This window comes from Neisseria sp. CP9 (assembly GCF_047758525.1).
GTDB lineage: Bacteria > Pseudomonadota > Gammaproteobacteria > Burkholderiales > Neisseriaceae > Neisseria.
In genome coordinates, this window is the sequence record NZ_CP180502.1 from 657,404 (window position 1) to 680,817 (window position 23,414).

The window sequence follows — 23,414 nt, forward strand, 5'->3', positions numbered from 1 at the left end:
AAAACCGCACAATTTATTGTGCGGTTTGTCATTGTCAGTATTTGAAGTTTTCGCCGAGATAGACGGAGCGGACTTGTTCGTTGTTGACCAAATCGTCGGGCTTGCCGGAGGCGAGGACGGTGCCGTCGCTGATGATGTAGGCTCTGTCGCAGATGCTGAGGGTTTCGCGTACGTTGTGGTCGGTAATGAGTACGCCGATGCCGCGCGATTTGAGGAAGTCGATGATTTTTTGGATGTCGATGACGGCAATGGGGTCAACGCCGGCGAAGGGTTCGTCTAAGAGGATGAAACGCGGTTGCATGGCGAGTACGCGGGCGATTTCGACGCGTCGGCGTTCGCCACCGGACAGGGAGGGGGCGGGGTTGTGGCGCAGGTGGCCGATGTTGAGGTCGGCAAGCAGTTTTTCGACTTCGCCATCGATGCGGCTTTTGTCTTTGGTGCTGATTTCTAAAATGGCGCGGATGTTTTGTTCGACGGTCATTTTTCGGAAAATCGAGGCTTCTTGGGGCAGGTAGCCGACGCCGAGGCGGGCGCGTTCGTGTATGGGCAGGTGGCGCAGTTCTTGTCCGTCGAGGGTAACGCTGCCTGCGTCAGCGGCGATGAGTCCGACGATCATGTAGAAGCTGGTGGTTTTGCCTGCGCCGTTGGGGCCGAGCAGGCCGATGACTTCGCCGCTTTCGATTTCGAGGGAGAAGTTTTTGACGACTTGGCGTTTTTTGAAACTTTTTTGCAGGTTTTGAACGACGAGGCGGCTGGTGTTTTCGCTCATAAATGACTCTTGGTTCGGAGGTCGTCTGAAAATGTGTTTTTGGGGCTTGCTATGTTGTTTTTCAGACGACCTTTGGTGTTGTCAGATGCGGGTTATTTGGTTTTTTGGGTGCTGGACGGTTGGATGACGACGCTGACCCTGCCGGATTTGGCGGCGGATTTGGCACCTGTTTTGGAGCTGCCGTTGATGGTATAGACTTCGGTTTTGGTGTTGTAGGTGATGACTGCGCCTTCGGCAACGTCGCCGCCGCGTTGGACTTTGGCGTTGCCGGTCAGGGTAACGAGGTTGATGGCGGAGGAGTAGGTTACGTTGTTGGCTTGTCCGTGAACCGTGCCTTTGTTGTCGTCGAGCGTCTGGCTGAAGCGGACGGGCGAGCCGCTGGCTTTCATGAATTGTTCGCCTTTGTCGTTGCGGGAGACGTTGACGCTGCCGGCGCGGATGTTGAGCGTGCCTTGTTTGATGATGACGTTGCCGGTGAAGGTGGTGCTTTGGTTGTTTTGGTCGAGCGAGCCTTGGTCGGCTTCAATCTGTATCGGCTGCTTGCTGTCGCTTTGCAGGGCGTAGGCGGGGGCGGTGGCGAAAAATGCGGTTAAAACACATGCCTTACATATTTTTTGTATCATAAATCGTGGCTTTCACTCTGGATGGGAAGTTCAACAAACCTTTTTTGTGGTCATACGTCAGACCTTCGGCGCTGCCGCTTGATTCGCCGTATTGGAAGGTAACGGGCGTGTCGGTTTTGGCGTATTGCGATTCGGTGTCGACGTGTAGAAGCTCGGTTTTTACGACGCCCGCCTGCCGCTTGGCATCGGCGGCTTTGGTCAGGACGACGTTGTGTTTGAACAGGAGTTGTTTGGTTTGGGTGTTGTACACGGCTTCGTCGCTGCCGACGTCGTAAAGCCGGCTGCCTTCTTGGAAGAAGACGAGGTGCGGCAGCTCGAAATGTACGTCGGTGCTTTCGGGAAACTGTTTTGCCCCTCTTGCGCTCAGATGCTCTTTCAGACGACCTTGTTCGTCAAACCGCCGCCCATCTATGCCGTCCATCGTATATTGCGGCTGGTTAGGGTTGAGTTTGACTTCTTCAATGTCGATTTCGCTGATGCGTCCCAGCCATGCCGACAATCCGCCGAGCGCGACCGCCAGCACCAAAGGGAATGCGATTCCGTACCGCCATCTTACTTTCATTTGATGTACTCGTTTAAAGCCGCGCCCAGCGTACCTTTCGCGCGCATAATCAGGTCGCACACTTCGCGCACCGCGCCTGCGCCGCCCGCCTGTTTCGTAATATAGGCGGCGTGTTGCAGCGTAAACCAATGCGCATCGGGGACGGCAACCGGCAATCCGCAGCGCACCATCACCGGCAAATCGACCACGTCGTCGCCGACAAAGGCGCACTCGGCTTCTTCTACGCCCACCTGCGCACGCAATTCTTCATAGGCGGCGCGTTTGTCCGAAATGCCTTTGAAGTAGTAATTTATACCCAACTGTTTGACGCGGATGCTGACGGAGGGCGCGTCCCGACCTGTGATAACCGCAGTCTGCACGCCGCTTGCCTGAAGCATTTTCAGACCGTGTCCGTCCAGCGTGTGGAACGATTTGATTTCTTCGCCGTTGTCGCGGATGAAGATGCGTCCGTCGGTCAAAACGCCGTCCACATCCAATATCAGCAGCTTGATATGCGCCGCGCGCTGTTGCAGCTCGGGGTCTAAAGTTTGCATAGTGTTTCCTTGCGGATTGCCAAGTTTCAGACGACCTATTCTAACATAAAGGTCGTCTGAAAAAGGTTAGCCCGCCTTTACACAATCCGCGCCATCAGTAAATCGTGCATATTCAGTGCGCCGGTCAGCACGTCGTCGGCGTCGGTTACCAAAAGCCCGTTGACATGGTTTGCCTGCATGACTTTCAGGGCTTCGGTGGCGAGGCGTTCGGCGGGGATGGTTTTGGGGGAAGGGTGCATGATTTCATCGACGGTCAGCCCATCAAAGCGGTCGCGCTGTTGGAACAGGCGGCGCAAATCGCCGTCGGTGAATACGCCTTTCAGACGACCTTCGTTGTCCGTTACCGCCAGCATACCCAAGCCTTTTTCGCTCATGCTGACGATGGCTTCTTTTAAGGGGGTGCCGAGTCGGACGGCAGGCAAGGCGTCGTCTTTGTGCATGATGTCCGCAACGCGTAAAAGCAGTCGTTTGCCGAGGCTGCCGGCGGGGTGGCTCAAGGCGAAGTCGTCGGGCGTGAACGCGCGTGCGCGCAAAAGGACGACCGCCAGCGCATCGCCCAAAGCCATAACGGCGGTGGTGCTGGTGGTTGGGGCAAGTCCCAGCGGGCAGGCTTCTTTGGAAACTGATGCCGTGATGTGGATGTCGGCATGGCGCGCCATGGTCGAGTCCGGGCGGGCGGTGATGCAGATGAGGGTAATGTTTTTGCGTTTGAGCGCGGGGATGATGGCAGCGATTTCATCGCTTTCGCCGGAATTGGAAATCGCGACGACGACGTCGTTGTCCACAATCATGCCCAAGTCGCCGTGTGCCGCTTCCGCAGGATGGACGAAAAACGCGGGGGTGCCGGTCGAAGCCATGGTCGCTGCTATTTTGCGTCCGATATGTCCCGACTTGCCCATGCCTGTGATGACGACCCTGCCTTTGCAGTGCAACAGCGCGTCTGCCGCAAGGACGAAGTTTTCGTCCAATTCCGCCGCAATTTCGCGCAAGCCTTCCGCTTCGGTGTGCAACACTTCACGCGCCCAATCGAGATATTGACCGTTTCCTGCCATAAATGAATGCCTTTTTGTGTTCGTTTTATATCGTTTTGGACATGATGAAATGCCCTAATAATCTATCCAAATTTTCCGAATAGGGGTAGCATTACCGCCTGCTTCGCAAATAACCTATATTTAAAGGAATCAGAGATGACTATTTTATCGGACGTTAAAGCATTAGGACAACAAATCTGGCTGGACAACCTTTCCCGCTCGCTCGTACAAAGCGGCGAATTGGCGCAAATGCTGAAACAAGGCGTGTGCGGAGTCACTTCCAATCCCGCCATCTTCCAAAAAGCCTTCGCCGGCGACGTGCTTTACGCCGATGAAGTCGCCGCCCTCAAGCAGCAAGACCTTAGCCCCAAACAACGCTACGAGACCATGGCGATTGCCGACGTACAGGCAGCCTGCGACGTTTGCCTTGCCGAACACGAATCCACCGGCGGCAAAACCGGTTTCGTCAGCCTCGAAGTTTCCCCAGAGCTTGCCAAAGACGCGCAAGGCACGGTAGAAGAAGCACGCCGCCTCCATGCCGCCATCGCGCGTAAAAACGCCATGATTAAAGTCCCCGCCACCGACGCAGGCATCGAAGCACTCGAGACCCTCATCACCGACGGGATCAGCGTGAACCTGACCCTGCTGTTCTCACGCGCCCAAACCCTCAAAGCCTACGCTGCCTACGCGCGCGGCATCGCCAAACGTTTGGAATCAGGACAAAGCGTTGCCCATATCCAAGTCGTCGCCAGCTTCTTCATCTCCCGCGTGGACGGCGCGCTTGACGCCACACTGCCCGACCACCTCAAAGGCAAAATCGCCATCGCCCTTGCCAAAGTCGCCTACCAAGACTGGGCGCAATACTTCGGCAGCCCCGAATTTGCCGCGCTGGAAGCCAAAGGCGCAAACCGCGTGCAACTCTTATGGGCATCCACAGGCGTCAAAAACCCCGCCTATCCCGACACGCTCTACGTTGACAGCCTGATCGGCGCACACACCGTCAACACCGTACCTGACGCCACCCTCAAAGCCTTCATCGGCCACGGCACAGCCAAAGCCACGCTGACCGAAGGCGTGGAAGAAGCACAAGCGCAGCTTGCCGAAACCGCCGCACTCGGCATAGACGTAGAAACCCTCGCCAACCGCTTGCAGGAAGACGGTTTGAAACAGTTTGAAGAAGCCTTCGACAAACTGCTCGCCCCGCTGGCTTGATGGTCAAAACCCAAGCCAGCCTTAGCAACCCGATTCCTGTGCTTTATCTATAAACAAACTCAAAAGGTCGTCTGAAAACCTCAATTCGAGATTGAACTGTCCCCCAAATCTTGGACACCCGATAAAAGCCTATTCAGGCGCTCTTGGATTCGGATTTCAAGTGCAACACTAGTGTATCAGTGGTTTGAACAGATTCAAGAATAAAACACTTGGCGTTTCGTAGCCAAGTGTTTTTCTTGGCCGGTGGTTCAACTCATCTTGAACCCTGCGTATCTCCCGATCACTGATGTTTCGGAAATCGGTTTGTTTGGGGAAATATTGTCGGATGAGTCCGTTGGTGTTCTCATTCAGCCCTTTCTCCCAAGAATGGTAGGGGCGGCAAAAATAGGTTTTCGCTGCTAATGCTTTGGCTATTTTGGTGTGTTGGTAGAACTCTTTGCCGTTGTCCATGGTGATGGTGTGCACTCTGGCTTTATGTGCCTTTAATACTCTAATGGCCGCTAGGGCAGTGTCTTCGGCTTTGAGGCTATCCAATTTGCAGATGATGGTGTAGCGGGTAACACGTTCGACCAAGGTCAGTAATGCGCTTTTCTGATCTTTGCCGACGATGGTGTCGGCCTCCCAATCGCCGATGCGTTTTTTTTTGGTCGACGATGGCGGGTCGGTTTTCTATGCCGACGCGGTTGGGCACTTTGCCTCTGGTCCATGTGCTGCCGTAGCGTTTGCGGTAGGGTTTGCTGCATATTCTGAGGTGTTGCCACAAAGTGCCGCCGTTGCTTTTGTCTTGGCGGAGGTAGCGGTAAACGGTGCTGTGATGGAGCGTGATCCCGTGGTGTTTGCGCAGGTAGGCGCATACTTGTTCGGGACTGAGTTTGCGGCGGATAAGGGTGTCGATGTGCTGAATCAGCTGCGAATCGAGCTTATAGGGTTGTCGCTTACGCTGTTTGATAGTCCGGCTTTGCCGTTGTGCTTTTTCGGCGCTGTATTGCTGCCCTTGGGTGCGGTGCCGTCTGATTTCGCGACTGATGGTGCTTTTGTGGCGGTTAAGCTGTTTGGCGATTTCGGTGACGGTGCAGTGGCGGGACAGGTATTGGATGTGGTATCGTTCGTCTAGGGTCAGTTGTGTGTAGCTCATGGCAATCTTTCTTGCAGGAAAGGCCGTATGCTACCGCATATTGGCCTTTTTCTATTATGGAAAGTTGCACTTCAAATCCGAATCCGCCGCTCTGTATAAGCTGGGTTCTGTATGCGACAGGACTCAGCTTTTTCAATTTCAGACTGCAACGCTCCCGGTTGTAGTAATCCATATAGTCATCTATCTGTTTCATCAATTCGTCCACCGTCAATTCTCCTGCGTTATAGAAACACTCCGTCTTCAATACCGCAAAGAAGCTTTCCATCGGCGCATTGTCCCAACAGTTCGCCTTACGCGACATGCTTTGAACCATGGAATGTTGTGCAAGCAATTCCCTATACCCCGCCGTACGGTACAGCACACCTTGGTCGGAATGAAGCATCGTTCCTTTATCAGTCAGACGGGGTGCGGCTTTTTCGAGCATTTCCTTCACCATTTCGCTGTTAGCATTGCGGCTCATGGCGTAGGCGATGATTTCTCGGTTGAACAAGTCCAAGATTGGCGAGAGGTACAGTTTGCCGTCCTTTCCTTTGAGTTCGGTCACGTCTGTCAGCCATTTTTCGTTGGGCTTTCGGGCTTTGAACCGGCGTTTGAGGAGGTGTTCCGATATTTCGCCCATGGCGGGATGGCGGTAGGCTTTTTTCGCCCGTATTTTGGCTTTCAGCCCCATTTGTTTCATCAACCGAGCTGCTTTTTTGCGGTTCCAATCCAATGCTGCGGCAATGCGCCTTTGCCCGTAGCGTCCTTTATGCCGCCGGTAGGTTTCGATAAGGAGGGCTTTGTCGGCTGCGTCGGGGTCGGGTCGGTCTTGGTGATGGTAGTAAAAGCTGCTTTTGGGCAGGTTTGCGATGTGCAGCAGGTATTTGAGCGGGTGTTGCGCCCTCAGTGTTTGGACGGTTTGGCTTTGTCCTTTTCGGTCCGCTTTTGGCTGAGGGCTTTTAACTCCTTTAGGTAGGCGACCTCTGCGCGCATATAGCACAACTCTTCGATAAGCTCCGCCTGTGTTTTTTCGTGGTCGGGTTTGTCGGCGATGAAGGGGTTTTTGCGGTGTTGGGGCATGGTTTTGGATTGGGGATGTTCGAGTGCGCCGATGCCGCCTTCTTGATAGGCGCGTATCCATCGTCGCAGGTGGGTTCGGGAGATGCCGTAATGATCTGCGGTACGCTGTTGGTTGCGTATATGCAGGTAGTGGAGTACGGTTTGGTATTTGAAGTGTAATGTATATTTGGTCATAAAAAAACTGCACCTTGTGAGTTGGAGGGGATGTGTCCAACTTTTGGGGTGCAGTTCAAACCGGATATCCGGTTTTCAGACGACGTTTTGATGCCGTTTATTTCAAACAGACTTACTGCTGCGCGGCTGGTTGGCTAACGGTTTCGCGTTTCAAACCGCCGCCGAGTGCTTTATAGAGGTCGGCAAGGTTTTCCAGACGGGTAAGCTGGTTGGCAAGCAACGCGGTTTCTGCTCCATAGCTGCTGCGTTCTGCGTCAAGCAGGTCGAGGGCGTTGGATACGCCGTGTTTGTAGCGCAGATTGATAAGGCGCAGGGAGTCGTTGTAAGCGCGGCTTTGTTTGTTTAGCGCGGCGTAGCTCTTGTCGAGTTGCTCGCGTGCGACCAAGGCGTTGGATACGTCTTGGAAGGCGGCTTGGACGGCGGCTTCGTAAGCAACGATTTGCGCCTCTTTACGCAGCTTGGCTACGTCGAGATTCGCTTTGTTGGTACCCCAGTTGAAAATCGGCAGGGTAATGGAAGGTGCAAACGACCAGATGCCCGTACCGCTTTTGAAGAGGCCGCTCAACTCGCCGGACGCGGTACCGACCGATCCGGTCAGGCTGATGGTGGGGAAGAAGGCGGCACGCGCTGCGCCGATGTTGGCATTGGCTTGTTTGAGCGAGTGTTCTGCGGCGCGGATGTCGGGACGGTTGAGCAGAACTTCGGAACTCAAGCCGGCAGGCAGTCGGGTGATTTTGAACTGTTTGCTCAAAGGCAGCGCGGCAGGCAGGTCTTCCGGCAGGGGTTGGTTAATCAGGGTTGCCAAGGCATTGCGGGCTTGTTCGCGGTTTTTGACGGCGTTCGCGTAATCGGCTTTGGCGGATTCAATCAGGGCTTCCTGTTGACGCAAATCGACGGCGGAAATCACGCCTGCTTTGTGGCGCATTTGGGAAAGTTTGTAGGTGGCTTCGCGGGTTTTGAGGACGCGCTGCGCCAATGCCATCGATTCTTGGGCGTACAGTTCGTTGAAATGGGCTTTAGCAACGGCGGCAATCAGAGCAAGGTGGGCGGCATCACGGTTCGCGGCTACGCTGAAATAGCCTTGCAATGCGGCTTGGCTGTTGCTGCGGACGCGTCCGAAAAGGTCCAGCTCGTAGGCTGCCGCGCCCAAACCGACAGTGTATTCGCTGCGGGTAACGCCGCCGCTCAAACTGCCTACCCGCGTACCGGTACCGCTGGCGTTGATGCTCGGCAGCAGGTCGTTGCGGGCAATCATGTATTGCTTGCGGTAGATTTCGGCGTTCAGCGCGGCGGTGCGCAGGTCGGTATTGCGTTCCAACGCGATGTTGATAAGGCGGTGCAGGCGCGGGTCGGCAAAGAAGTCCTGCCAGCCCAAGTCAGCGGCGCGGATACCGTCGTCGAAGGTGTCGTATTTGAAGGTTTCGGCAACTTCAACCTGCGGTTGTTCGTATTTCGGGATCATGGTACAGGCGGACAGCGCGACGGCTGCGGCGACGGTACTCAATACCGTTTTGAATGTCTTTTTGTTCATAAGGATTCCTTGAGGTCGTCTGAAATCCGTGTTTCAGGTTTTCAGACGACCTTTTTGCTTAGTGCTTGTTGTCCGTATTTTGATCTTCATGGGAAATCATGCCCGCTTCGGCAGCGTGTTTTACCGCCATTTCATGTTCGTGCTGAGTTTCCTTGAAGAATTTACGCACGATGACATAAAAGAGCGGCACAAGGAACACAGACAGAATCGTACCGATCAACATCCCCCAGATCACGGTCGTACCAATTGCACGTTGGCTGGCGGAGCTGGCACCGCTGGCAACATAGAGCGGTACTACGCCCAAGATGAAGGCAAACGAAGTCATGATAATCGGACGGAAACGCAGGTGTGCAGCGGCAAGCGCGGCTTCAAGCGCGCTCTTGCCTTGCGCTTGCAGGTCTTTGGCAAACTCGATAATCAAAATCGCGTTTTTCGCACTCAAACCCATCACCGTAACGAAACCGACTTGGAAGTAGATATCGTTGGCGTATGCCGGAATACTGCCCAGCAGCGCTTCAAACATATTGCGACCCGTAACGCCCAATGCCGCGCCAATCAAGCCCAACGGAATGACAAGGATAACCGCCAACGGGATAGACCAGCTTTCGTACAAAGCAGCCAATACCAAGAATACAGCGGCAGCGGCCAATGCGTACAACACGACAGTTTGCGAGCTACCCTTGGCCTCTTCACGAGACTGACCGCCCCATTCCAGACTGTAACCGCCGCCCATGTCATCAACCATTTGCTGTACCGCAGCCATGGCCTGACCGGAAGATACGCCATTAACAGGCGAGCCGGAAAGCTCCATTGCCGGATAACCATTGAAGCGGACGCTTTGTTCCATACCGTTTTCCCAAGAAACAGTAGCAATGGTAGAAAGCGGTACGGCAACACCGGATTTGTTCGGTACAGTCAGGTTCAGAATATCGGCAGGCTGCATACGGGCACTCGCATCAGCTTGTACCATTACGCGTTGCAGACGGCCTTGATTCGGGAAGTCGTTTACATAAGACGAACCCAAAGAAGAAGCCAAAGCAGTACGGATATCAGAGAACGAAATACCTTGTGCGGCTGCTGCGGCACGGTTGATGTCGATTTTCAACTGCGGCGCATCTTCCAAACCGCTCGCACGAACGGTACTTGGGTTAAACAAACCGCTTTTGCGCATTTTGTCAATCAACTCATTGCGCTTGGCCAACAATGCAGCATGGCCGCTGTTATTACGGTCTTGCAGGTAAATCGTCAAGCCGGAGCCTGTACCCAATTCCATAATAGCAGGAGGCACAATCGCCAAACCGAAACCGTCTTTCAGCGTAGCCATCATCATACCGGTCAACTTACCGGAAATAGAAGTCGCATCGCTGCCCGGAGCAGTACGTTCGCTCCAGTCTTTCAGAATGACAAAGCCCAAAGCCATGTTTTGGCCAGAACCGCTAAAACTAAAGCCGGAAACGGTAATAATGTTCTCGATCTCAGGTACAGATTTCGCCAGTTGAGTGATTTGAGCCAAAGTTGCATCGGTACGTTCTTTGGTCGCACCGGCAGGCAGCTGTACGCTCAACATCAAGTTACCTTGGTCTTCAGTCGGCAAGAAGGAAGTCGGCAGACGCATAAACAGGAATACGCCCACAACAGTCAAACCAATATAGACAACCATCATGCGCAAAGTCTTGCGCAAGACTTTGGCAACCCAGCCTTCATAGCCGTGTGTCCAGTTGTCAAATTTTTTGTTAAACCAACCAAAGAAACCTTTTTTCTCTTCGTGATGACCCTTCTGAATCGGTTTGAGCATGGTGGCACACAATGCCGGAGTCAGCGTCAAAGCAAGGAATGCGGAGAAGCCGATCGATGCCGCCATGGTCAGGGCAAACTGTTTGTAAATGTTACCGGTTGCACCGCTAAACATCGCCAGCGGCACAAATACAGACATCAACACGGCAGTAATACCGATCACCGCACCGGAAATCTGACCCATCGCTTTTTTGGTTGCAGCCTTAGGCGACAGACCTTCGCTCGCCATAATACGCTCAACGTTTTCAACGACCACAATCGCGTCATCGACCACAATACCGATCACCAATACCATCGCAAACATGGTCAATACGTTAATCGACATACCCATGTAGGCAATAAAGGCAAAACCGCCCAACAGGGAAATCGGTACAGCAATGGTCGGAATCAACGTATAGCGGATGTTTTGCAGGAAGAGATACATCACCAAGAATACCAATACGATGGCTTCCAGAAGCGTATGGATCACTTTCTCAATCGAAATATCCACGAATTTGGAAGTATCGTAAGGAATTTTCCAGCTCATGCCGTCTGGAAAATACTTCTGCAAAACTGCCATTTTTTCTTTCACGGCAGTCGCCGTTGCCAAAGCGTTACCGCTGTTGGACAGCATCACTGCCATACCGGTGGTATTCACACCGTTCAAGCGGGTGGAAGAAGAATAGTCCTGCATACCCAAGCTGACTTTGGCAACGTCTTTCAGATAGACATTAGAACCATCGGTATTGGATACCAAAATGATGTTGCCAAACTCTTCAGCAGTGCTCAGCTGACCTTGCGCCGTCACAGTTGCTGAAATAGTCTGACCTGCAGCCGCCGGCAAAGAGCCGATAGAGCCTGCAGAAATTTGGATATTTTGAGTAGCCAGTGCGTTGGTTACCGTTGCAAAAGACAAGTTGTAGTTTTGCAGTTTTTTCGGGTCAACCCAAATACGCATGGCGCGTTGCGCACCAAACAATTGTACCTGCCCTACCCCGTCGATACGCTGCAGTTCAGGAATGATATTGCGCTGGGCGTAATCGTTCATTTCCTCAATGGATTGCTTTTCAGAAGAAAGCATGACCACTTGCAAGAAGTTGGAACGCGCTTTAGATACGGTTACACCATATTGCTGTACGGTAGAGGGCAATGTGGACAACACTTCCGACAATTTGTTCTGCACGTCTACCTGCGCCAAATCTTCATTGGTTTCCGGTGTAAACGTCAGACTGACGCTGCCGCTGCCGCTGGAATTAGCAGAAGTCGTCATATAGTCCAAACCTTCCACACCGTACATATTACGTTCGATAACGGCCAGTACGCTGTCTTCCATTACCTGAGCAGAAGCGCCCGGATAAGTAGCGCGCAAAGTAATGGTCGGTGCAGCAACGGACGGATATTGGGAAATCGGCAGTTTTTGAATGCCGAAAATACCCGCTGCGATGATAAAAATCGCAATAACCCATGCAAAAATGGGGCGGTCAATAAAAAACTTAGCCATTGGTGCCTTCCTTATTTAGCTGCGGATACCGGTTTGGCTTCAGAGTTTGTCTGAACGTCTTTCTTCGCTTCGGAAGCAGCTTTGGGCGCGGCTTCTGCAACACTTCCGGCAGGCGTCCACTCTTTAGGCGTAACCTTTTTCGCACCCATCATACCGGCGATACTGGTGCCGTCCACAACGACTTTGTCGCCATCGTTCAAACCTGCAGTGATAATCCAATTGGTTCCCTGCTGCTGGGCGACTGTTACCTCGCGCGACTCCATTTCGCCTTTGGCGTTCACAATCGTTACAGTATCTTTCGTACCGCGCGTTACTGCCTGCTGCGGCACGACAAAGGCATTAGCAACAGCAACCTGCTCCATCAGGACACGCACATAGAGACCGGGCATCAGGATATTTTTGTCGTTCGGCACTGACGCGCGCAGCGTGATTTGTCCAGTCGTTTCGTTAACAGACGGATCGGAGAACAACAAACGGCCTTTGTACGGATAAACTTCGCCGTTGTCGAACTTGATGCCCACTTCAATCGCGCCGTCCACGCCCGACAGCTTACCTTCGGCAACCTGTTGGCGCAGCTTCATCACTTCGGTCGCAGATTGAGTGATGTTCACATACATAGGATTGGTTTGGCGGATGGTCGCCAGAACGGTCGTATCGCCCGCGCTCAGCAGCGTACCCTCGGATACTTTAGACTGACCGATGAAACCCGAAATCGGCGCGGTAATGCGCGCCCTGTTCAAATTGATACCGGCAGATTTGATCGCCGCCTGAGCCGCTTTAACGCTTGCTTCGGCTGAACGTTTCGCCGTTACCGCCGCATCGTAGTCCTGTTTGCTGATGGCATCGGCGGCAACCAGCGGTTTGTAACGCGCCAAGTCGGCATTGGCTTTGGCAAGGGTTGCCTGCGCGCTTGCCAACTGGGCGCGCGAGCTTTCCAGATTTGCTTCATAGGTGGAGCTGTCGATTTGGTAAAGCGGCTGCCCGGCGCGGACATAGCTGCCCTCTTGAAACAGGCGTTTTTGGATGATACCGCCGACTTGCGCGCGGACATCCGCAGTACGCAGCGACTCCAACCGACCCGGCAGCTCGGTCGTCAGCGCGACGGTTTCAGGATGGACGGTAACGACACCGACCACAGGGGGCGGAGCTTCTTTTTGTGCAGCTGCCTGCTGCCCTTTTCCATCTTTTGCACCTTGCGTCGCATCGGTGCCTTTGTTACACGCTGAGAGAGCCAACGCAGTAGCGGCAGCGATTGCCGCAATGCGCATCACCTTAGAAGCATCAAAAATCATTGATTTTCCTATCTAGATAATTGTTATGAAGTTTCACTATATGCTTTGTTATTGTAGCCGATTTTTGGTTCCGAAAACAACAATCGCCTGCTTCAATATCTGAAGCAGGTCGTCTGAAAAAAGAGTTTATATTTGAGAGCCAATCTCAATTACAGGAGTCATTATACATACATTCTTGCATGGATACAAAGTATTTTTTATAATCCCCAACATTCCACTTAACTTGAAACAGGTATCATGCGGAAAACCAAAACCGAAGCCCTTAAAACCAAAGAACATCTCATGCTCGCCGCGCTGGAAACCTTCTACCAAAAAGGCATCGCGCGCACTTCGCTCAACGAAATCGCCCAGGCCGCCGGCGTGACGCGCGGCGCGTTGTATTGGCATTTCAAAAACAAAGAAGACTTGTTCGACGCCCTCTTCCAGCGCATTTGCGACGACATCGAAAACTGCATGCAGCAGGACGCGACCGATAGCGATGAACAAGAGTGGCCGCTTTTCCGCCGTACCTTGATGCACTTTTTCACACGCCTGCAAACCAACGACATCCACTATAAATTCCACAGCATCCTGTTTTTAAAATGCGAACACACCGAGCAGAACGCCGCCGTCATCGACATTGCGGATAAACATCAAGCGATTTGGCGCGAGAAAATTACCGAAGTCCTGACCAAATCCATTGCCCAACATGCCTTATCCGAAGATTTGGATACCGACATGGCGGTTATCTTCATCAAATCGATGCTGGACGGTCTGATTTGGCGTTGGCTCTCGTCCGACAAAAGTTTCGACCTTGCCCAAACCGCACCGCGTATGATTGACATCCTCTTGGACAATCTGAAAAACCACCCGCAACTGCGTAAACAAAAATAACGGACCATACACAAAAGGTCGTCTGAAAACAAGCACCACACGTTTTCAGACGACCTATTCTCTGCCTCAGCAGGCGTTATATATTATGAATCAACCCGTTAGACAAACAACGCCCGAACAATCCCTGCTTAACAAAAACGTCGTCTGAAAACCCTTTTTCAAGTTTTCAGACGACGTTTTGTTATTTTCCTATCAACGCGTTACCGGCTTATATTTAATCCGTTTCGGTTTCGCGCCTTCTTCGCCGAGTCGGCGTTTTTTATCGGCTTCGTATTCCTGATAGTTTCCGTCGAAGAACACCCATTTCGAATCGCCTTCGCACGCCAGAATATGCGTGGCGATGCGGTCGAGGAACCAGCGGTCGTGCGAAATGACCATCACGCTACCGGCAAATTCCAGCAATGCGTCTTCCAGCGCGCGCAGGGTTTCCACGTCGAGGTCGTTGGACGGTTCGTCCAGCAGCAACACATTGCCGCCGCTCAACAAGGTTTTCGCCAAGTGCAAACGTCCGCGTTCGCCGCCGGAAAGCTGCCCCGCGATTTTACTTTGGTCGCTGCCTTTGAAGTTGAAGCGTCCCAAATACTGGCGGGCGGGAATTTCAAACTGTCCGACCTGCAAAATGTCGCGGCCTTCGGCAATGTTGTCGAACACGGTTTTGTCGTTTTGCAAACCTTCGCGGCTTTGGTCAATCAGGCTCATTTTCACGGTTTGCCCAATTTTCACTTCGCCGGAATCAGGCTGCTCTTTGCCCGCAATCATTTTGAACAGCGTCGATTTACCCGCGCCGTTCGGGCCAATGATGCCGACAATCGCGCCCGCAGGCACTTTGAAGCTCAAATCGTCAATCAGCACTTTATCGCCGAACGATTTGGAAACATTCACAAATTCAATTACTTCGTTACCCAAACGCTCGGCGACGGGAATGAAGATTTCCTGCGTTTCATTGCGTTTTTGGTATTCGTAGTTGCTCATTTCCTCAAAACGCGCCAGACGCGCTTTGGACTTGGCTTGGCGGCCTTTGGCATTTTGGCGCACCCATTCCAATTCCTGCTTCATCGCTTTTACACGCGCGGCTTCGGATTTTGCCTCGTTTTCCAAGCGTTTTTCTTTCTGCTCCAGCCAAGACGAGTAATTGCCTTTCCACGGAATACCGTGGCCGCGGTCGAGTTCCAAAATCCATTCGGCAGCGTTGTCGAGGAAGTAGCGGTCGTGCGTTACCGCGACCACCGTGCCGGGGAAGCGCACGAGGAATTGCTCCAGCCATTCGACCGATTCCGCATCCAAGTGGTTGGTCGGCTCGTCCAGCAGCAACATGTCGGGCTTGCTCAACAAGAGTTTGCACAAAGCGACGCGCCGTTTTTCACCGCCGGACAGATTGCCGATTTTGGCATCCCATTCCGGCAGGCGCAGCGCATCGGCGGCGATTTCCAATTCGTGTTCCGCACCGCCGCCCGTGGACGAACCCGCCGCGATAATCGCTTCCAAGCGGCCCTGCTCTTCCGCCAGCGCGTCAAAATCCGCATCAGGATTGGCATACTCGGCATACACTTCTTCCAAACGTTTCTGCGCGGCAGCCACTTCGCCCAAACCGCTTTCCACTTCCTCGCGCACGGTTTTTTCAGGATCAAGCTCCGGCTCTTGCGGCAGATAGCCGATTTTGATGCCGCCCATCGGCACGGCTTCGCCCTCAAATTCCTTATCCACACCCGCCATAATCCGCAGCACGGTGGACTTGCCCGCGCCGTTCAAACCGAGCAGACCGATTTTCGCGCCGGGGAAGAAAGAAAGGGAAATATCTTTAATGATGGTTTTCTGCGGCGGCACAACCTTGCTCACACGCAACATAGAATAGACGTATTGTTGGGACATGGTTTTCTCAATTCGGTCAAACAAATTTCAGACGACCCATTTTAACCGATTGCACCGATTGTTGCTTGCACGGATGCTATTTAGAGGGGAAATAGATGGAGTGGATTGATTTGTTTGGATTTGGAAGAAGGTCATCTGAAATAATGGTTTCAGACGACCTTTCTTCATTCTCCACAGGAATATCCCCACCCCCCGCGCAGCCCTACCCTTCAGCCTGCCGCCTGCTTTTTCCAATCGACACTCCCTGCCAAATCGGTATTGAAATGCGCGCCGATGTTTTGCCGCCTGGCGTATGCGGCTTGGGCGACGGCAAGGCTGCATTCGAGCAGGTTGCGATTTTCATATTCGGACGCGGTGTGCGGCTCGGCTTGGTTTTTCTTCCAAAGCCGCAGTTGGGCGATGGCGCGGCTCAGGCCGGTATCGTTGCGGAGGATGCCCAGATGGCGTTGGTTGAATGCTTGCAGGACGGGGCGGCTGAATGTGTTTTGGAGGTCGTCTGAAAAGATGTCTGCTTCGGCAGAGGGGTTTTCAGACGACCTTTGGGACGGTACGGCTTGGAACGCTCGTCCGTCTGCGATGGTTTGGGCGGCAAGCCTGGCGGTAACGACGCATTCGAGTAGGGAGTTGCTGGCGAGGCGGTTGGCTCCGTGCAAGCCGGTGCAGGCGGTTTCGCCTAAGGCGTAGAGCTGCGGCAGGGAGGTTCTGCCGCAGGGGTCGGTTTGGATGCCGCCGCAGGTGTAGTGTTGCACGGGGCGGACGGGGATGGCTTGGCGCGTGATGTCCAAGCCGCATTGGGACAGGCAGTGCCGATGGATGGACGGGAAATGCCGACGGACGAACTCTGCGGGTTGGCGGCTGATGTCGAGCGAGACGAAGTCTTGCGTTTGTTTGGCGATTTCGGCGGCGATGGCGCGGGCAACGATGTCGCGCGGCGCGAGTTCGGCGCGGCGGTCGTAATGCGGCATAAACCGTTCGCCCGCTTGGTTGGTCAGGATGCCGCCTTCGCCGCGCACGGCTTCGGAAATCAGGAAGGTGCGGCCGTTTTCAGACGACCTTGCCAAGCCTGTGGGGTGGAATTGGATAAATTCGAGGTTCTCAACTGCGCAACCCGCGCGTATCGCCATGGCGATGGCGTCGCCCGTGCATTCGGGCGGCGTGGTGGTGGCGGCGTAAATTTGCCCGAGGCCGCCGCCTGCGAGTACGGTATGGCGGGCGCGGATGCGGTAGGTTTCTTGCGTTTGGCGGTCGAGGACGGTCAGTCCGCACGCCGCGCCTGATTCGGTTTGGATATCCAACGCCATCTGCTGCTCGTAAACGCGGATGTTCGGGCGGCGGCGTATTTGGGCAATCAGGCTCTGCATGACGGCTTCGCCCGTGTAATCGGCGACGTGGGCGATTCGGCGGCAGGTATGCCCGCCTTCGCGCGTCAGGTGCAGGCCGTTATTATTTTGGTCGAACGCCACGCCCTGCGCCAGCAGCCATTCGATTGCCGGTTTGCCCTGCGACAGGATGGTGCGGACGGCGGCTTCGTCGCACAAGCCCGCGCCCGCTTCCAAGGTATCGGCAACGTGCTTTTCGATGTCGTCCTCTCCCGACCACGCCGCCGCAATCCCGCCTTGCGCATGGCGGCTGGCGGTGTCGTCCAGCCGGTTTTTACACAAAATGACGATGCGGAACGATTCAGGCAGCGACAGGGCGAGCGTCAGTGCCGCCAGCCCGTTTCCGGCAATCAATACGTCGCAATCGGTTTGCATGGTGTTGTCCTTGTTTGAGAGGTCGTCTGAAACGGTATAGTGGATTAATCAATGCCCCGACATATGCGACATGGTATTGAGCAGCACCACGCCCAGCAAAATCAAACCGATGCTGACAATCCCAATGAAATCAGCTTTCTCACCGAAAAACACCACGCTGACTAAAGCCGTTAAAACCAGTCCCACGCCTGCCCAAATGGCGTATGCTGTAGCCAGCGGCATGGTTTTCAGTGTCATAGACAAGGCCCAAAAACACACCGAAAAGCTGACTATCACGCCAATAGAAGGCCACAGTTTGCTAAACCCGCCACTCAGTTTGAGCATGGAAGAACCGCAGACTTCGCTTAAAATTGCTACAGTCAGAAAGAGCCAGTGCATTTGCATGTTTTTACCTGATAAATGAAAGAAAGTATAATTATATCAATGCAATAACATAAAAAACAGTCTTGTTTTTAAAGATTTTTTGTGCGCAAACCCCGTCTTGGGAAAGCAGGCGGGCGGTATTTTCAGGCTGCACCCATTACGAACGGCAAATCAGGCGGGCCCCATGCCGTTGAACACATCCCCGCGTTTGAGTCCTGCCGCGAAGTCGAGCATACGCTGCAAAGGCAGTTTGGCGGCTTCGCCCAGCTTCCTGTCCAACAGGATTTCGTTGCGCCCGCCTGTCAGGGCGTATTTGATGCCGCCCAGCGAATTCATCGCCATCCACGGGCAGAACGCGCAGCTTTTGCAGCTTCCGCCGTTGCCCGCCGTCGGCGCGGCGATAAATTCTTTGTCGGGCGCCTGCTTTTGCATTTCGTGCAGGATGCCCAAATCGGTCGCCACGATGAATTTTTTTTCGGGACGCGATACGGCGGCCTTCAGCAGTTTGCTGGTCGAGCCGACCACGTCGCCTAATTCGATGACGCTTTGCGGCGATTCGGGGTGAACCAGCACCGCCGCGTCGGGGTGCTTCGCCTTCAAGGCCGCCAGCTCCTGCCCTTTGAATTCGTTGTGGACGATGCACGAACCCTGCCACAGCAGCATATCCGCGCCCGTTTCACGGCGGATGTAGTCGCCGAGGTGTCGGTCGGGCCCCCAAATCAGTTTCTCACCGCGCGATTTCAGATACGACACGATTTCCAACGCCACCGAAGACGTTACCACCCAGTCGGCACGCGCCTTCACGGCGGCGGAAGTGTTGGCGTACACCACCACCGTACGGTCGGGGTGTTGGTCGCAAAACGCTGAAAACGCTTCTTCGGGACAACCCAAATCCAAAGAACATTCCGCCTCCAAATCAGGCATCAGCACCGTTTTTTCAGGGCAGAGGATTTTCGCGCTCTCGCCCATGAAACGCACGCCCGCCACCACCAGCGTACAGGCTTCGTGTTCCGCACCGAAGCGTGCCATTTCCAGCGAATCGCCCACACATCCGCCCGTTTCCAAAGCCAAATCCTGAATCAGCGGATCGACGTAATAATGCGCCACCAAGACCGCGTTTTTCTCCTTCAGCAAAGCCTTGATTTCATCTTTCAGACGACCTGCCGTCTCGCGGTCGGGCGTATCGGCAACCTTCGCCCACGCCTGACGGATTTGGCAGGCGGAAGTCGGCGTCTGGATGAGGGGCATATCGTAGTCGAACGAGCGGCGGGTGGCGGTTTGCATGATGTTTCCTTGTAGCTGGTTTTTGAGGCGGCATGAAGGTTTGCCGTCTGTTTTTCAAACTGTTTTTATATTATGCTCAACTTGAGTATAATATGCAAGGTCGTCTGAAAACAGGTTTGAGATACCGCAAAACCGACCCGCTTCGTTCCGACAAACCGCTTTGGTTTACAATAAAGCCTTTCCCACCCGCAGAAAGCCGAGCATGGACGCCTACCCCGAAGCCGAAGCCCCGCCGCAAAGCATCGTCGAACTGGTTCCCGTATTGATTGCCGTTACCGACGGCGGCCTGCGGGTGTTGACCGTCGCCCAAGGCACGCTCCTGCCCAACGGCCCGCTCTCCCCCCTGCGCAATTCCCTGCAGGCGGGCGTGAAGCTGTGGGTCGCCAAGCAGACTTCGCAGCCTATGGGCTATGTGGAACAGCTTTACACCTTTGTCGATACTCACCGCCGCAACGAACACGGCATGCCCGTCTTGTACGTCAGCTATTTGGGGCTGGTGCGCGAGGCAGCCGACAGCATCCTGCATCCCGACGCGAAATGGCAGGACTGCTACGGCTATTTTCCGTGGGAAGATTTGCGTACCGACGGCGGGCAGCGCGACGCCATTGTCAGCCGCCTGCGCATTTGGGCAAACTCGGCGGACACGGAGGAAGTGCGCCAAAAGCGGCTCAAGCGCATTCATTTGTGTTGGGGAGTCGAGCCGGAAAACTGGTCGGAAGAATACGTTTTGCAACGCTATGAAATGCTGTATGAAAGCGGTCTGATAGCGGAAGCCGCCGAGCCGCAGGCAAACTTCGACTTCGCGCTCACGGGGCAGCCCATGCACCACGACCACCGCCGCGTACTGGCGACCGCCCTGTCCCGCCTGCGCGCCAAAATCAAATACCGCCCCGTGATTTTCGAACTGATGCCGCCCGAATTCACGCTGCTGCAACTGCAAAACAGCGTCGAAGCCATCAGCGGCAGATTGCTGCACAAGCAAAACTTCCGCCGCCAGATTCAGCAGCAAAACCTCATCGAGCCGTCGGATACCGGCGTATCGGGCAGCAAAGGCCGTCCCGCGCAGCTTTACCGCTTCCGCGACGACGTCCTGCCCGACAGGCTGATTTCGGACATCGGACTGCCGCTGGGCAGCCGTTAACCCGTTTTCAGACGACCTATAGTGGATTAACAAAAATCAGGACAGGGCGACGAAGCCGCAGACAGTACAGACAGTACGGAACCGATTCACTTGGTGCTTCAGCACCTTAGAGAATCGTTCTCTTTGAGCTAAGGCGAGGCAACGCCCTACTGGTTTAAAGTTAATCCACTATAACATGAAGTTTTGCCCCATCGGTGCAACATCAATCTTTTTCAACAAAGGAAACCCCATGTCGTCTGAAAACACCCTCTTCCCCCTGCCCGACACCCTGTTACGCCCCATGGTGGAACAAGCCTTGAGCGAAGATTTGGGCAGGCGCGGCGACATTACGTCCGCCGCCGTTATCGCGCCCGATAAAACCGCCAAACTCTTCCTCGTCAGCCGCGAAGACGGCGTTATCGCCGGCATGGACTTGGCACGCCTCGCCTTTCAGACGATGGATCCGTCCGTCCGCTTCCAAGCCGAAAACCGAGACGGACAAGCCGTCCGCGCAGGTCAGACGCTTGCCGCCGTCGAAGGCAACGCCCGCGCGCTGCTCGCCGCCGAACGCACCGCTCTCAACTACCTCACGCACTTGAGCGGCATCGCCACCGCCACCGCGCGTGCCGTCGCCGAAGTCGCCGAATACGGTACAGACATCGTGTGCAGCCGCAAAACCATCCCCCTGCTGCGCGTCCTGCAAAAATACGCCGTCAGGGCGGGCGGCGGCACAAACCACCGCATGGGTTTGGACGACGCCGTGCTCATCAAAGACAACCACCTCGCCTATTGCGACAGCATCGCCCAAGCCGTTCGTCAGGCAAAACAGGCGGTCGGAGCATTGACCTGCGTGGAAATCGAAGTGGACACGCTGGCACAACTGGACGAAGCCATCACAGCGGGCGCAGAACGGATTTTGCTGGACAACATGGACGACGAAACCCTGAAAGAAGCGGCAAACCGCTGCCACACGCAAGCCGCCCACCCCCACACCATCTATTGCGAAGCATCGGGCGGCATCGGCTTCGACCGCCTGAAGCGCGTGGCACAAACCGGCGTGGACGGCATCGCCCTCGGCTATCTGACCCACAGCAGCCGCTCGTTAGACATAGGTTTGGATTTCGTGGCGTAAATTTTGCCTAAGACAGCGGCGCAGAAAAAATCCATTCAAAAACGCCCGTTTCGTTATTCCCACACAGGTGGGGTAAAGATGACGAAACGGGCGTTTTCTGAAGTAGATTAAAATTGCAATGATACGGCGTTGCCAACGCCCTTATGTACGATATTATTTTTGACACACAACTTACCGCTTGCCGTCATTCTCGCCCCCGCCTACGCGAGGACAGGCTACGGCGGGAATCCATTTTTGAAATTCAGAAACTGTTTTTCAAATCAAGGTTTCACAAGTTTTACGATGGATTCCCGCCGTAGCCTGTCCTCGCGTAGGCGGGGGCGGGAATGACGGAAAAAGTATTCGGATAAGTGGTATATGTGATACGGCAAACAAGGTTACAGTTGCAAAAAGGTCGTCTGAAACCCCATCACCTAATTTTCAGACGACCTCAAAATCGGATACCTGCTTATTCACTTTCAACCTTCTCTATCTTGCGGCAGGCGATTAAAGATTCGCCGTCGGTGATGCTCATGGAAGTTCGGTTGATATCGAGAATTTGGTAATCGGTGGATTTAAAACTTTTCTTGGCGGCCATTTGTTCACTGAATTTCATATAAGAACGGTCCGCTTCGCGGCCTTTGGTGGTTTTTAAGTTTTTGACGTCAAACAAACGTTCCGAGCCTGCGCTTTCAAAAGTCATGACGATATGCCTGTCGTCTTTGATGCGCCAGAAGCCGTTGTACCATTCCCGATAACGCAAGGGCGCGGCGTCGTTCAGGTTTTCTTCTTTCCACTCAATCTCGATATAGCCTGCCCATAAATGCGCCGGCAGTTTGTCCTTTTGCTGAAACTCAATAAATTTCGGTGCAAACGAATGGATATCGCGCTGCGCTTTCAATTCGCAGCCCCATGCTCCGAAAAGCTGTTCTTCCTGTTTTTGCAGGGGCACTTCGGATTGCGCGGCGGGCGGCGTATTCGTTCCACAGGCAGTCAGAAGCAATAAAGACAAGAATAAGGGTTTTATTGGTTTCATCTCCGTTCCTCGTTCTCTAAATAACTTACTTCTCCAATTCGTCTACTCACGATTCAAATCGCCCGACAGGCCGTCTGAAACCCCATCACCTGATTTTCAGACGACCTCAATCCATATCGCTTTCAGGCAGCTCCGCCGAACCCATACGGCGCAGGATGATGTTGGTTTTGTTACGCAGGCGTTTGCTTTTGGGGTTGTCGGCGTAAAACAGCGGCGCGGGGACGCGGGCGGCGAGTTTGGCGGCTTGCTGTTTGGTCAGGTTGGCGGCGGGTCTTTTATAGAAATATTGGGACGCGGCTTCTGCGCCGAACACGCCGTAGTGCCATTCGATGGCGTTCAGATACAGCTCGAAAATGCGGTCTTTGTCAGTAACGGCTTCCATCATCGCGGTAATCGCTGCTTCTTCACCTTTGCGGACGTAGCTGCGGCTTTCGTTCAAAAACAGGTTTTTTGCAAGCTGTTGGCTGATGGTCGAGCCGCCTGCTTTGACTTCGCCGCTTTGTTTGTTGCGCTTGATGGCGTATTGGATGCCGCCCCAGTCGAAGCCGCCGTGTTCGGCAAATTTGGCATCTTCGGAGGCAATCAGGGCTTTTTTCAGGTTGACCGAAATGCGGTCGTAAGGCACCCAGCGGTAATCGAGCGCGACATCTTTGCCTTCGCTTTGAAACTGCCGCATCCGCATCGCCATGAAGGCGGTTTTATTCGGCGCGACGGCGCGGTAAGTGATGATGTTGCCGTACACATAAGCGTTGAAAAAGATAAATGCGCCCAAAGGCAGGGCAATCAGCCATTTGATGATGCGGAACATT

The 23,414-nt window shown here is 54.1% G+C and carries 20 protein-coding genes and 1 pseudogene; 4 read left to right on the forward strand and 17 right to left on the reverse strand.

Going from position 1 to position 23,414, the window contains the following annotated elements:
* Positions 1 to 34: 34 nt before the first annotated feature.
* The 5 genes from lptB to ACMYUL_RS03095 form a co-directional block, all read right to left on the reverse strand.
* The gene (gene lptB, locus ACMYUL_RS03075) at positions 35 to 769 is read right to left on the reverse strand and encodes an LPS export ABC transporter ATP-binding protein (protein WP_415771997.1); all 735 of its coding nucleotides are present in this window, start codon (positions 767 to 769) and stop codon (positions 35 to 37) included.
* Positions 770 to 861: 92 nt separating this feature from the next.
* On the reverse strand, positions 862 to 1,392 hold the full coding sequence (gene lptA / locus ACMYUL_RS03080; protein WP_415771999.1) for a lipopolysaccharide transport periplasmic protein LptA: 531 nt from the start codon (positions 1,390 to 1,392) through the stop codon (positions 862 to 864).
* The gene (gene lptC / locus ACMYUL_RS03085) at positions 1,373 to 1,954 is read right to left on the reverse strand and encodes an LPS export ABC transporter periplasmic protein LptC (protein ID WP_003743817.1); all 582 of its coding nucleotides are present in this window, start codon (positions 1,952 to 1,954) and stop codon (positions 1,373 to 1,375) included. Before lptC ends, lptA begins: the two co-directional genes overlap by 20 nt.
* Positions 1,951 to 2,487: a KdsC family phosphatase gene (locus tag ACMYUL_RS03090; RefSeq protein WP_415772001.1), complete on the reverse strand. Its 537-nt coding sequence runs from the start codon at positions 2,485 to 2,487 to the stop codon at positions 1,951 to 1,953. Before ACMYUL_RS03090 ends, lptC begins: the two co-directional genes overlap by 4 nt.
* Positions 2,488 to 2,564: 77 nt before the next feature.
* Positions 2,565 to 3,539, reverse strand: a complete 975-nt coding sequence (locus ACMYUL_RS03095; protein WP_342032156.1) for a KpsF/GutQ family sugar-phosphate isomerase — start codon at positions 3,537 to 3,539, stop codon at positions 2,565 to 2,567.
* Positions 3,540 to 3,674: 135 nt separating this feature from the next.
* Between ACMYUL_RS03095 and tal the strand changes: the two genes are divergently transcribed.
* The gene (gene tal, locus ACMYUL_RS03100) at positions 3,675 to 4,730 is read left to right on the forward strand and encodes a transaldolase (protein WP_415772003.1); all 1,056 of its coding nucleotides are present in this window, start codon (positions 3,675 to 3,677) and stop codon (positions 4,728 to 4,730) included.
* 168 nt (positions 4,731 to 4,898) lie between these two features.
* On the opposite strand, the pseudogene ACMYUL_RS03105 reads toward tal, so the two are convergent.
* The 6 genes and pseudogenes from ACMYUL_RS03105 to ACMYUL_RS03130 all read right to left on the reverse strand — a co-directional run bounded on the left by ACMYUL_RS03105 (position 4,899) and on the right by ACMYUL_RS03130 (position 13,195).
* Positions 4,899 to 5,865: pseudogene (locus tag ACMYUL_RS03105) on the reverse strand (IS30 family transposase).
* On the reverse strand, positions 5,774 to 6,844 hold the full coding sequence (locus tag ACMYUL_RS03110) for an IS3 family transposase (RefSeq protein ID WP_415772005.1): 1,071 nt from the start codon (positions 6,842 to 6,844) through the stop codon (positions 5,774 to 5,776). The pseudogene ACMYUL_RS03105 and the gene ACMYUL_RS03110 overlap by 92 nt, the downstream one beginning before the upstream one ends.
* Positions 6,748 to 7,098, reverse strand: a complete 351-nt coding sequence (locus ACMYUL_RS03115; protein ID WP_415772007.1) for a helix-turn-helix domain-containing protein — start codon at positions 7,096 to 7,098, stop codon at positions 6,748 to 6,750. The genes ACMYUL_RS03110 and ACMYUL_RS03115 overlap by 97 nt, the downstream gene beginning before the upstream one ends.
* A gap of 112 nt (positions 7,099 to 7,210) precedes the next feature.
* A complete protein-coding gene (locus ACMYUL_RS03120) occupies positions 7,211 to 8,629 on the reverse strand; it encodes an efflux transporter outer membrane subunit (RefSeq protein WP_415772009.1) in 1,419 nt (472 codons plus the stop codon).
* 58 nt (positions 8,630 to 8,687) lie between these two features.
* Positions 8,688 to 11,903: an efflux RND transporter permease subunit gene (locus ACMYUL_RS03125; RefSeq protein ID WP_415772011.1), complete on the reverse strand. Its 3,216-nt coding sequence runs from the start codon at positions 11,901 to 11,903 to the stop codon at positions 8,688 to 8,690.
* A gap of 11 nt (positions 11,904 to 11,914) precedes the next feature.
* Positions 11,915 to 13,195 (reverse strand): efflux RND transporter periplasmic adaptor subunit, encoded by a 1,281-nt coding sequence (locus ACMYUL_RS03130; RefSeq protein WP_415772013.1) that lies wholly within the window; start codon positions 13,193 to 13,195, stop codon positions 11,915 to 11,917.
* Positions 13,196 to 13,432: 237 nt separating this feature from the next.
* Here ACMYUL_RS03130 and ACMYUL_RS03135 point away from each other — a divergent pair, with 237 nt between their 5' ends.
* A complete protein-coding gene (locus ACMYUL_RS03135; RefSeq protein ID WP_415772015.1) occupies positions 13,433 to 14,068 on the forward strand; it encodes a TetR family transcriptional regulator in 636 nt (211 codons plus the stop codon).
* Between the two features lie 192 nt (positions 14,069 to 14,260).
* On the opposite strand, the gene ettA is transcribed toward ACMYUL_RS03135, so the two are convergent.
* The 4 genes from ettA to nadA form a co-directional block, all read right to left on the reverse strand.
* The gene (gene ettA, locus ACMYUL_RS03140) at positions 14,261 to 15,937 is read right to left on the reverse strand and encodes an energy-dependent translational throttle protein EttA (protein ID WP_003756559.1); all 1,677 of its coding nucleotides are present in this window, start codon (positions 15,935 to 15,937) and stop codon (positions 14,261 to 14,263) included.
* A 209-nt stretch (positions 15,938 to 16,146) separates the two neighbouring features.
* Positions 16,147 to 17,691, reverse strand: a complete 1,545-nt coding sequence (gene nadB, locus ACMYUL_RS03145; RefSeq protein ID WP_415772017.1) for an L-aspartate oxidase — start codon at positions 17,689 to 17,691, stop codon at positions 16,147 to 16,149.
* A 48-nt stretch (positions 17,692 to 17,739) separates the two neighbouring features.
* Entirely contained in the window at positions 17,740 to 18,069 is a 330-nt protein-coding gene (locus tag ACMYUL_RS03150) for a DMT family transporter (protein WP_065424033.1), read from the reverse strand.
* A 156-nt stretch (positions 18,070 to 18,225) separates the two neighbouring features.
* The gene (gene nadA / locus ACMYUL_RS03155; protein WP_070492663.1) at positions 18,226 to 19,338 is read right to left on the reverse strand and encodes a quinolinate synthase NadA; all 1,113 of its coding nucleotides are present in this window, start codon (positions 19,336 to 19,338) and stop codon (positions 18,226 to 18,228) included.
* A 202-nt stretch (positions 19,339 to 19,540) separates the two neighbouring features.
* Between nadA and ACMYUL_RS03160 the strand changes: the two genes are divergently transcribed.
* Positions 19,541 to 20,479, forward strand: coding sequence for an NUDIX hydrolase (locus tag ACMYUL_RS03160; RefSeq protein ID WP_415772019.1), 939 nt, complete (start codon positions 19,541 to 19,543; stop codon positions 20,477 to 20,479).
* A 229-nt stretch (positions 20,480 to 20,708) separates the two neighbouring features.
* Positions 20,709 to 21,590 carry a carboxylating nicotinate-nucleotide diphosphorylase gene (gene nadC / locus ACMYUL_RS03165; RefSeq protein WP_342032198.1) on the forward strand — a complete coding sequence of 294 codons (882 nt, stop codon included), beginning with the start codon at positions 20,709 to 20,711 and terminating at the stop codon, positions 21,588 to 21,590.
* A 448-nt stretch (positions 21,591 to 22,038) separates the two neighbouring features.
* On the opposite strand, the gene ACMYUL_RS03170 is transcribed toward nadC, so the two are convergent.
* Entirely contained in the window at positions 22,039 to 22,605 is a 567-nt protein-coding gene (locus ACMYUL_RS03170; RefSeq protein ID WP_342031992.1) for a hypothetical protein, read from the reverse strand.
* A 106-nt stretch (positions 22,606 to 22,711) separates the two neighbouring features.
* Positions 22,712 to 23,413, reverse strand: coding sequence for a monofunctional biosynthetic peptidoglycan transglycosylase (mtgA, locus tag ACMYUL_RS03175; RefSeq protein ID WP_101810937.1), 702 nt, complete (start codon positions 23,411 to 23,413; stop codon positions 22,712 to 22,714).
* Position 23,414 lies beyond the last annotated feature (1 nt).

Excerpts from the sequence above, each read along its gene's own strand:
- lptB (WP_415771997.1), bottom strand. The coding sequence starts at position 769 with ATGAGCGAAAACACCAGCCGCCTCGTCGTTCAAAACCTGCAAAAAAGT.
- lptA (WP_415771999.1), bottom strand. The coding sequence starts at position 1,392 with ATGATACAAAAAATATGTAAGGCATGTGTTTTAACCGCATTTTTCGCC.
- lptC (WP_003743817.1), bottom strand. The coding sequence starts at position 1,954 with ATGAAAGTAAGATGGCGGTACGGAATCGCATTCCCTTTGGTGCTGGCG.
- ACMYUL_RS03090 (WP_415772001.1), bottom strand. The coding sequence starts at position 2,487 with ATGCAAACTTTAGACCCCGAGCTGCAACAGCGCGCGGCGCATATCAAG.
- ACMYUL_RS03095 (WP_342032156.1), bottom strand. The coding sequence starts at position 3,539 with ATGGCAGGAAACGGTCAATATCTCGATTGGGCGCGTGAAGTGTTGCAC.
- tal (WP_415772003.1), top strand. The coding sequence starts at position 3,675 with ATGACTATTTTATCGGACGTTAAAGCATTAGGACAACAAATCTGGCTG.
- ACMYUL_RS03115 (WP_415772007.1), bottom strand. The coding sequence starts at position 7,098 with ATGACCAAATATACATTACACTTCAAATACCAAACCGTACTCCACTAC.
- ACMYUL_RS03120 (WP_415772009.1), bottom strand. The coding sequence starts at position 8,629 with ATGAACAAAAAGACATTCAAAACGGTATTGAGTACCGTCGCCGCAGCC.
- ACMYUL_RS03125 (WP_415772011.1), bottom strand. The coding sequence starts at position 11,903 with ATGGCTAAGTTTTTTATTGACCGCCCCATTTTTGCATGGGTTATTGCG.
- ACMYUL_RS03130 (WP_415772013.1), bottom strand. The coding sequence starts at position 13,195 with ATGATTTTTGATGCTTCTAAGGTGATGCGCATTGCGGCAATCGCTGCC.
- ACMYUL_RS03135 (WP_415772015.1), top strand. The coding sequence starts at position 13,433 with ATGCGGAAAACCAAAACCGAAGCCCTTAAAACCAAAGAACATCTCATG.
- ettA (WP_003756559.1), bottom strand. The coding sequence starts at position 15,937 with ATGTCCCAACAATACGTCTATTCTATGTTGCGTGTGAGCAAGGTTGTG.
- nadB (WP_415772017.1), bottom strand. The coding sequence starts at position 17,691 with ATGCAAACCGATTGCGACGTATTGATTGCCGGAAACGGGCTGGCGGCA.
- ACMYUL_RS03150 (WP_065424033.1), bottom strand. The coding sequence starts at position 18,069 with ATGCACTGGCTCTTTCTGACTGTAGCAATTTTAAGCGAAGTCTGCGGT.
- nadA (WP_070492663.1), bottom strand. The coding sequence starts at position 19,338 with ATGCAAACCGCCACCCGCCGCTCGTTCGACTACGATATGCCCCTCATC.
- ACMYUL_RS03160 (WP_415772019.1), top strand. The coding sequence starts at position 19,541 with ATGGACGCCTACCCCGAAGCCGAAGCCCCGCCGCAAAGCATCGTCGAA.
- nadC (WP_342032198.1), top strand. The coding sequence starts at position 20,709 with ATGTCGTCTGAAAACACCCTCTTCCCCCTGCCCGACACCCTGTTACGC.
- ACMYUL_RS03170 (WP_342031992.1), bottom strand. The coding sequence starts at position 22,605 with ATGAAACCAATAAAACCCTTATTCTTGTCTTTATTGCTTCTGACTGCC.
- mtgA (WP_101810937.1), bottom strand. The coding sequence starts at position 23,413 with ATGTTCCGCATCATCAAATGGCTGATTGCCCTGCCTTTGGGCGCATTT.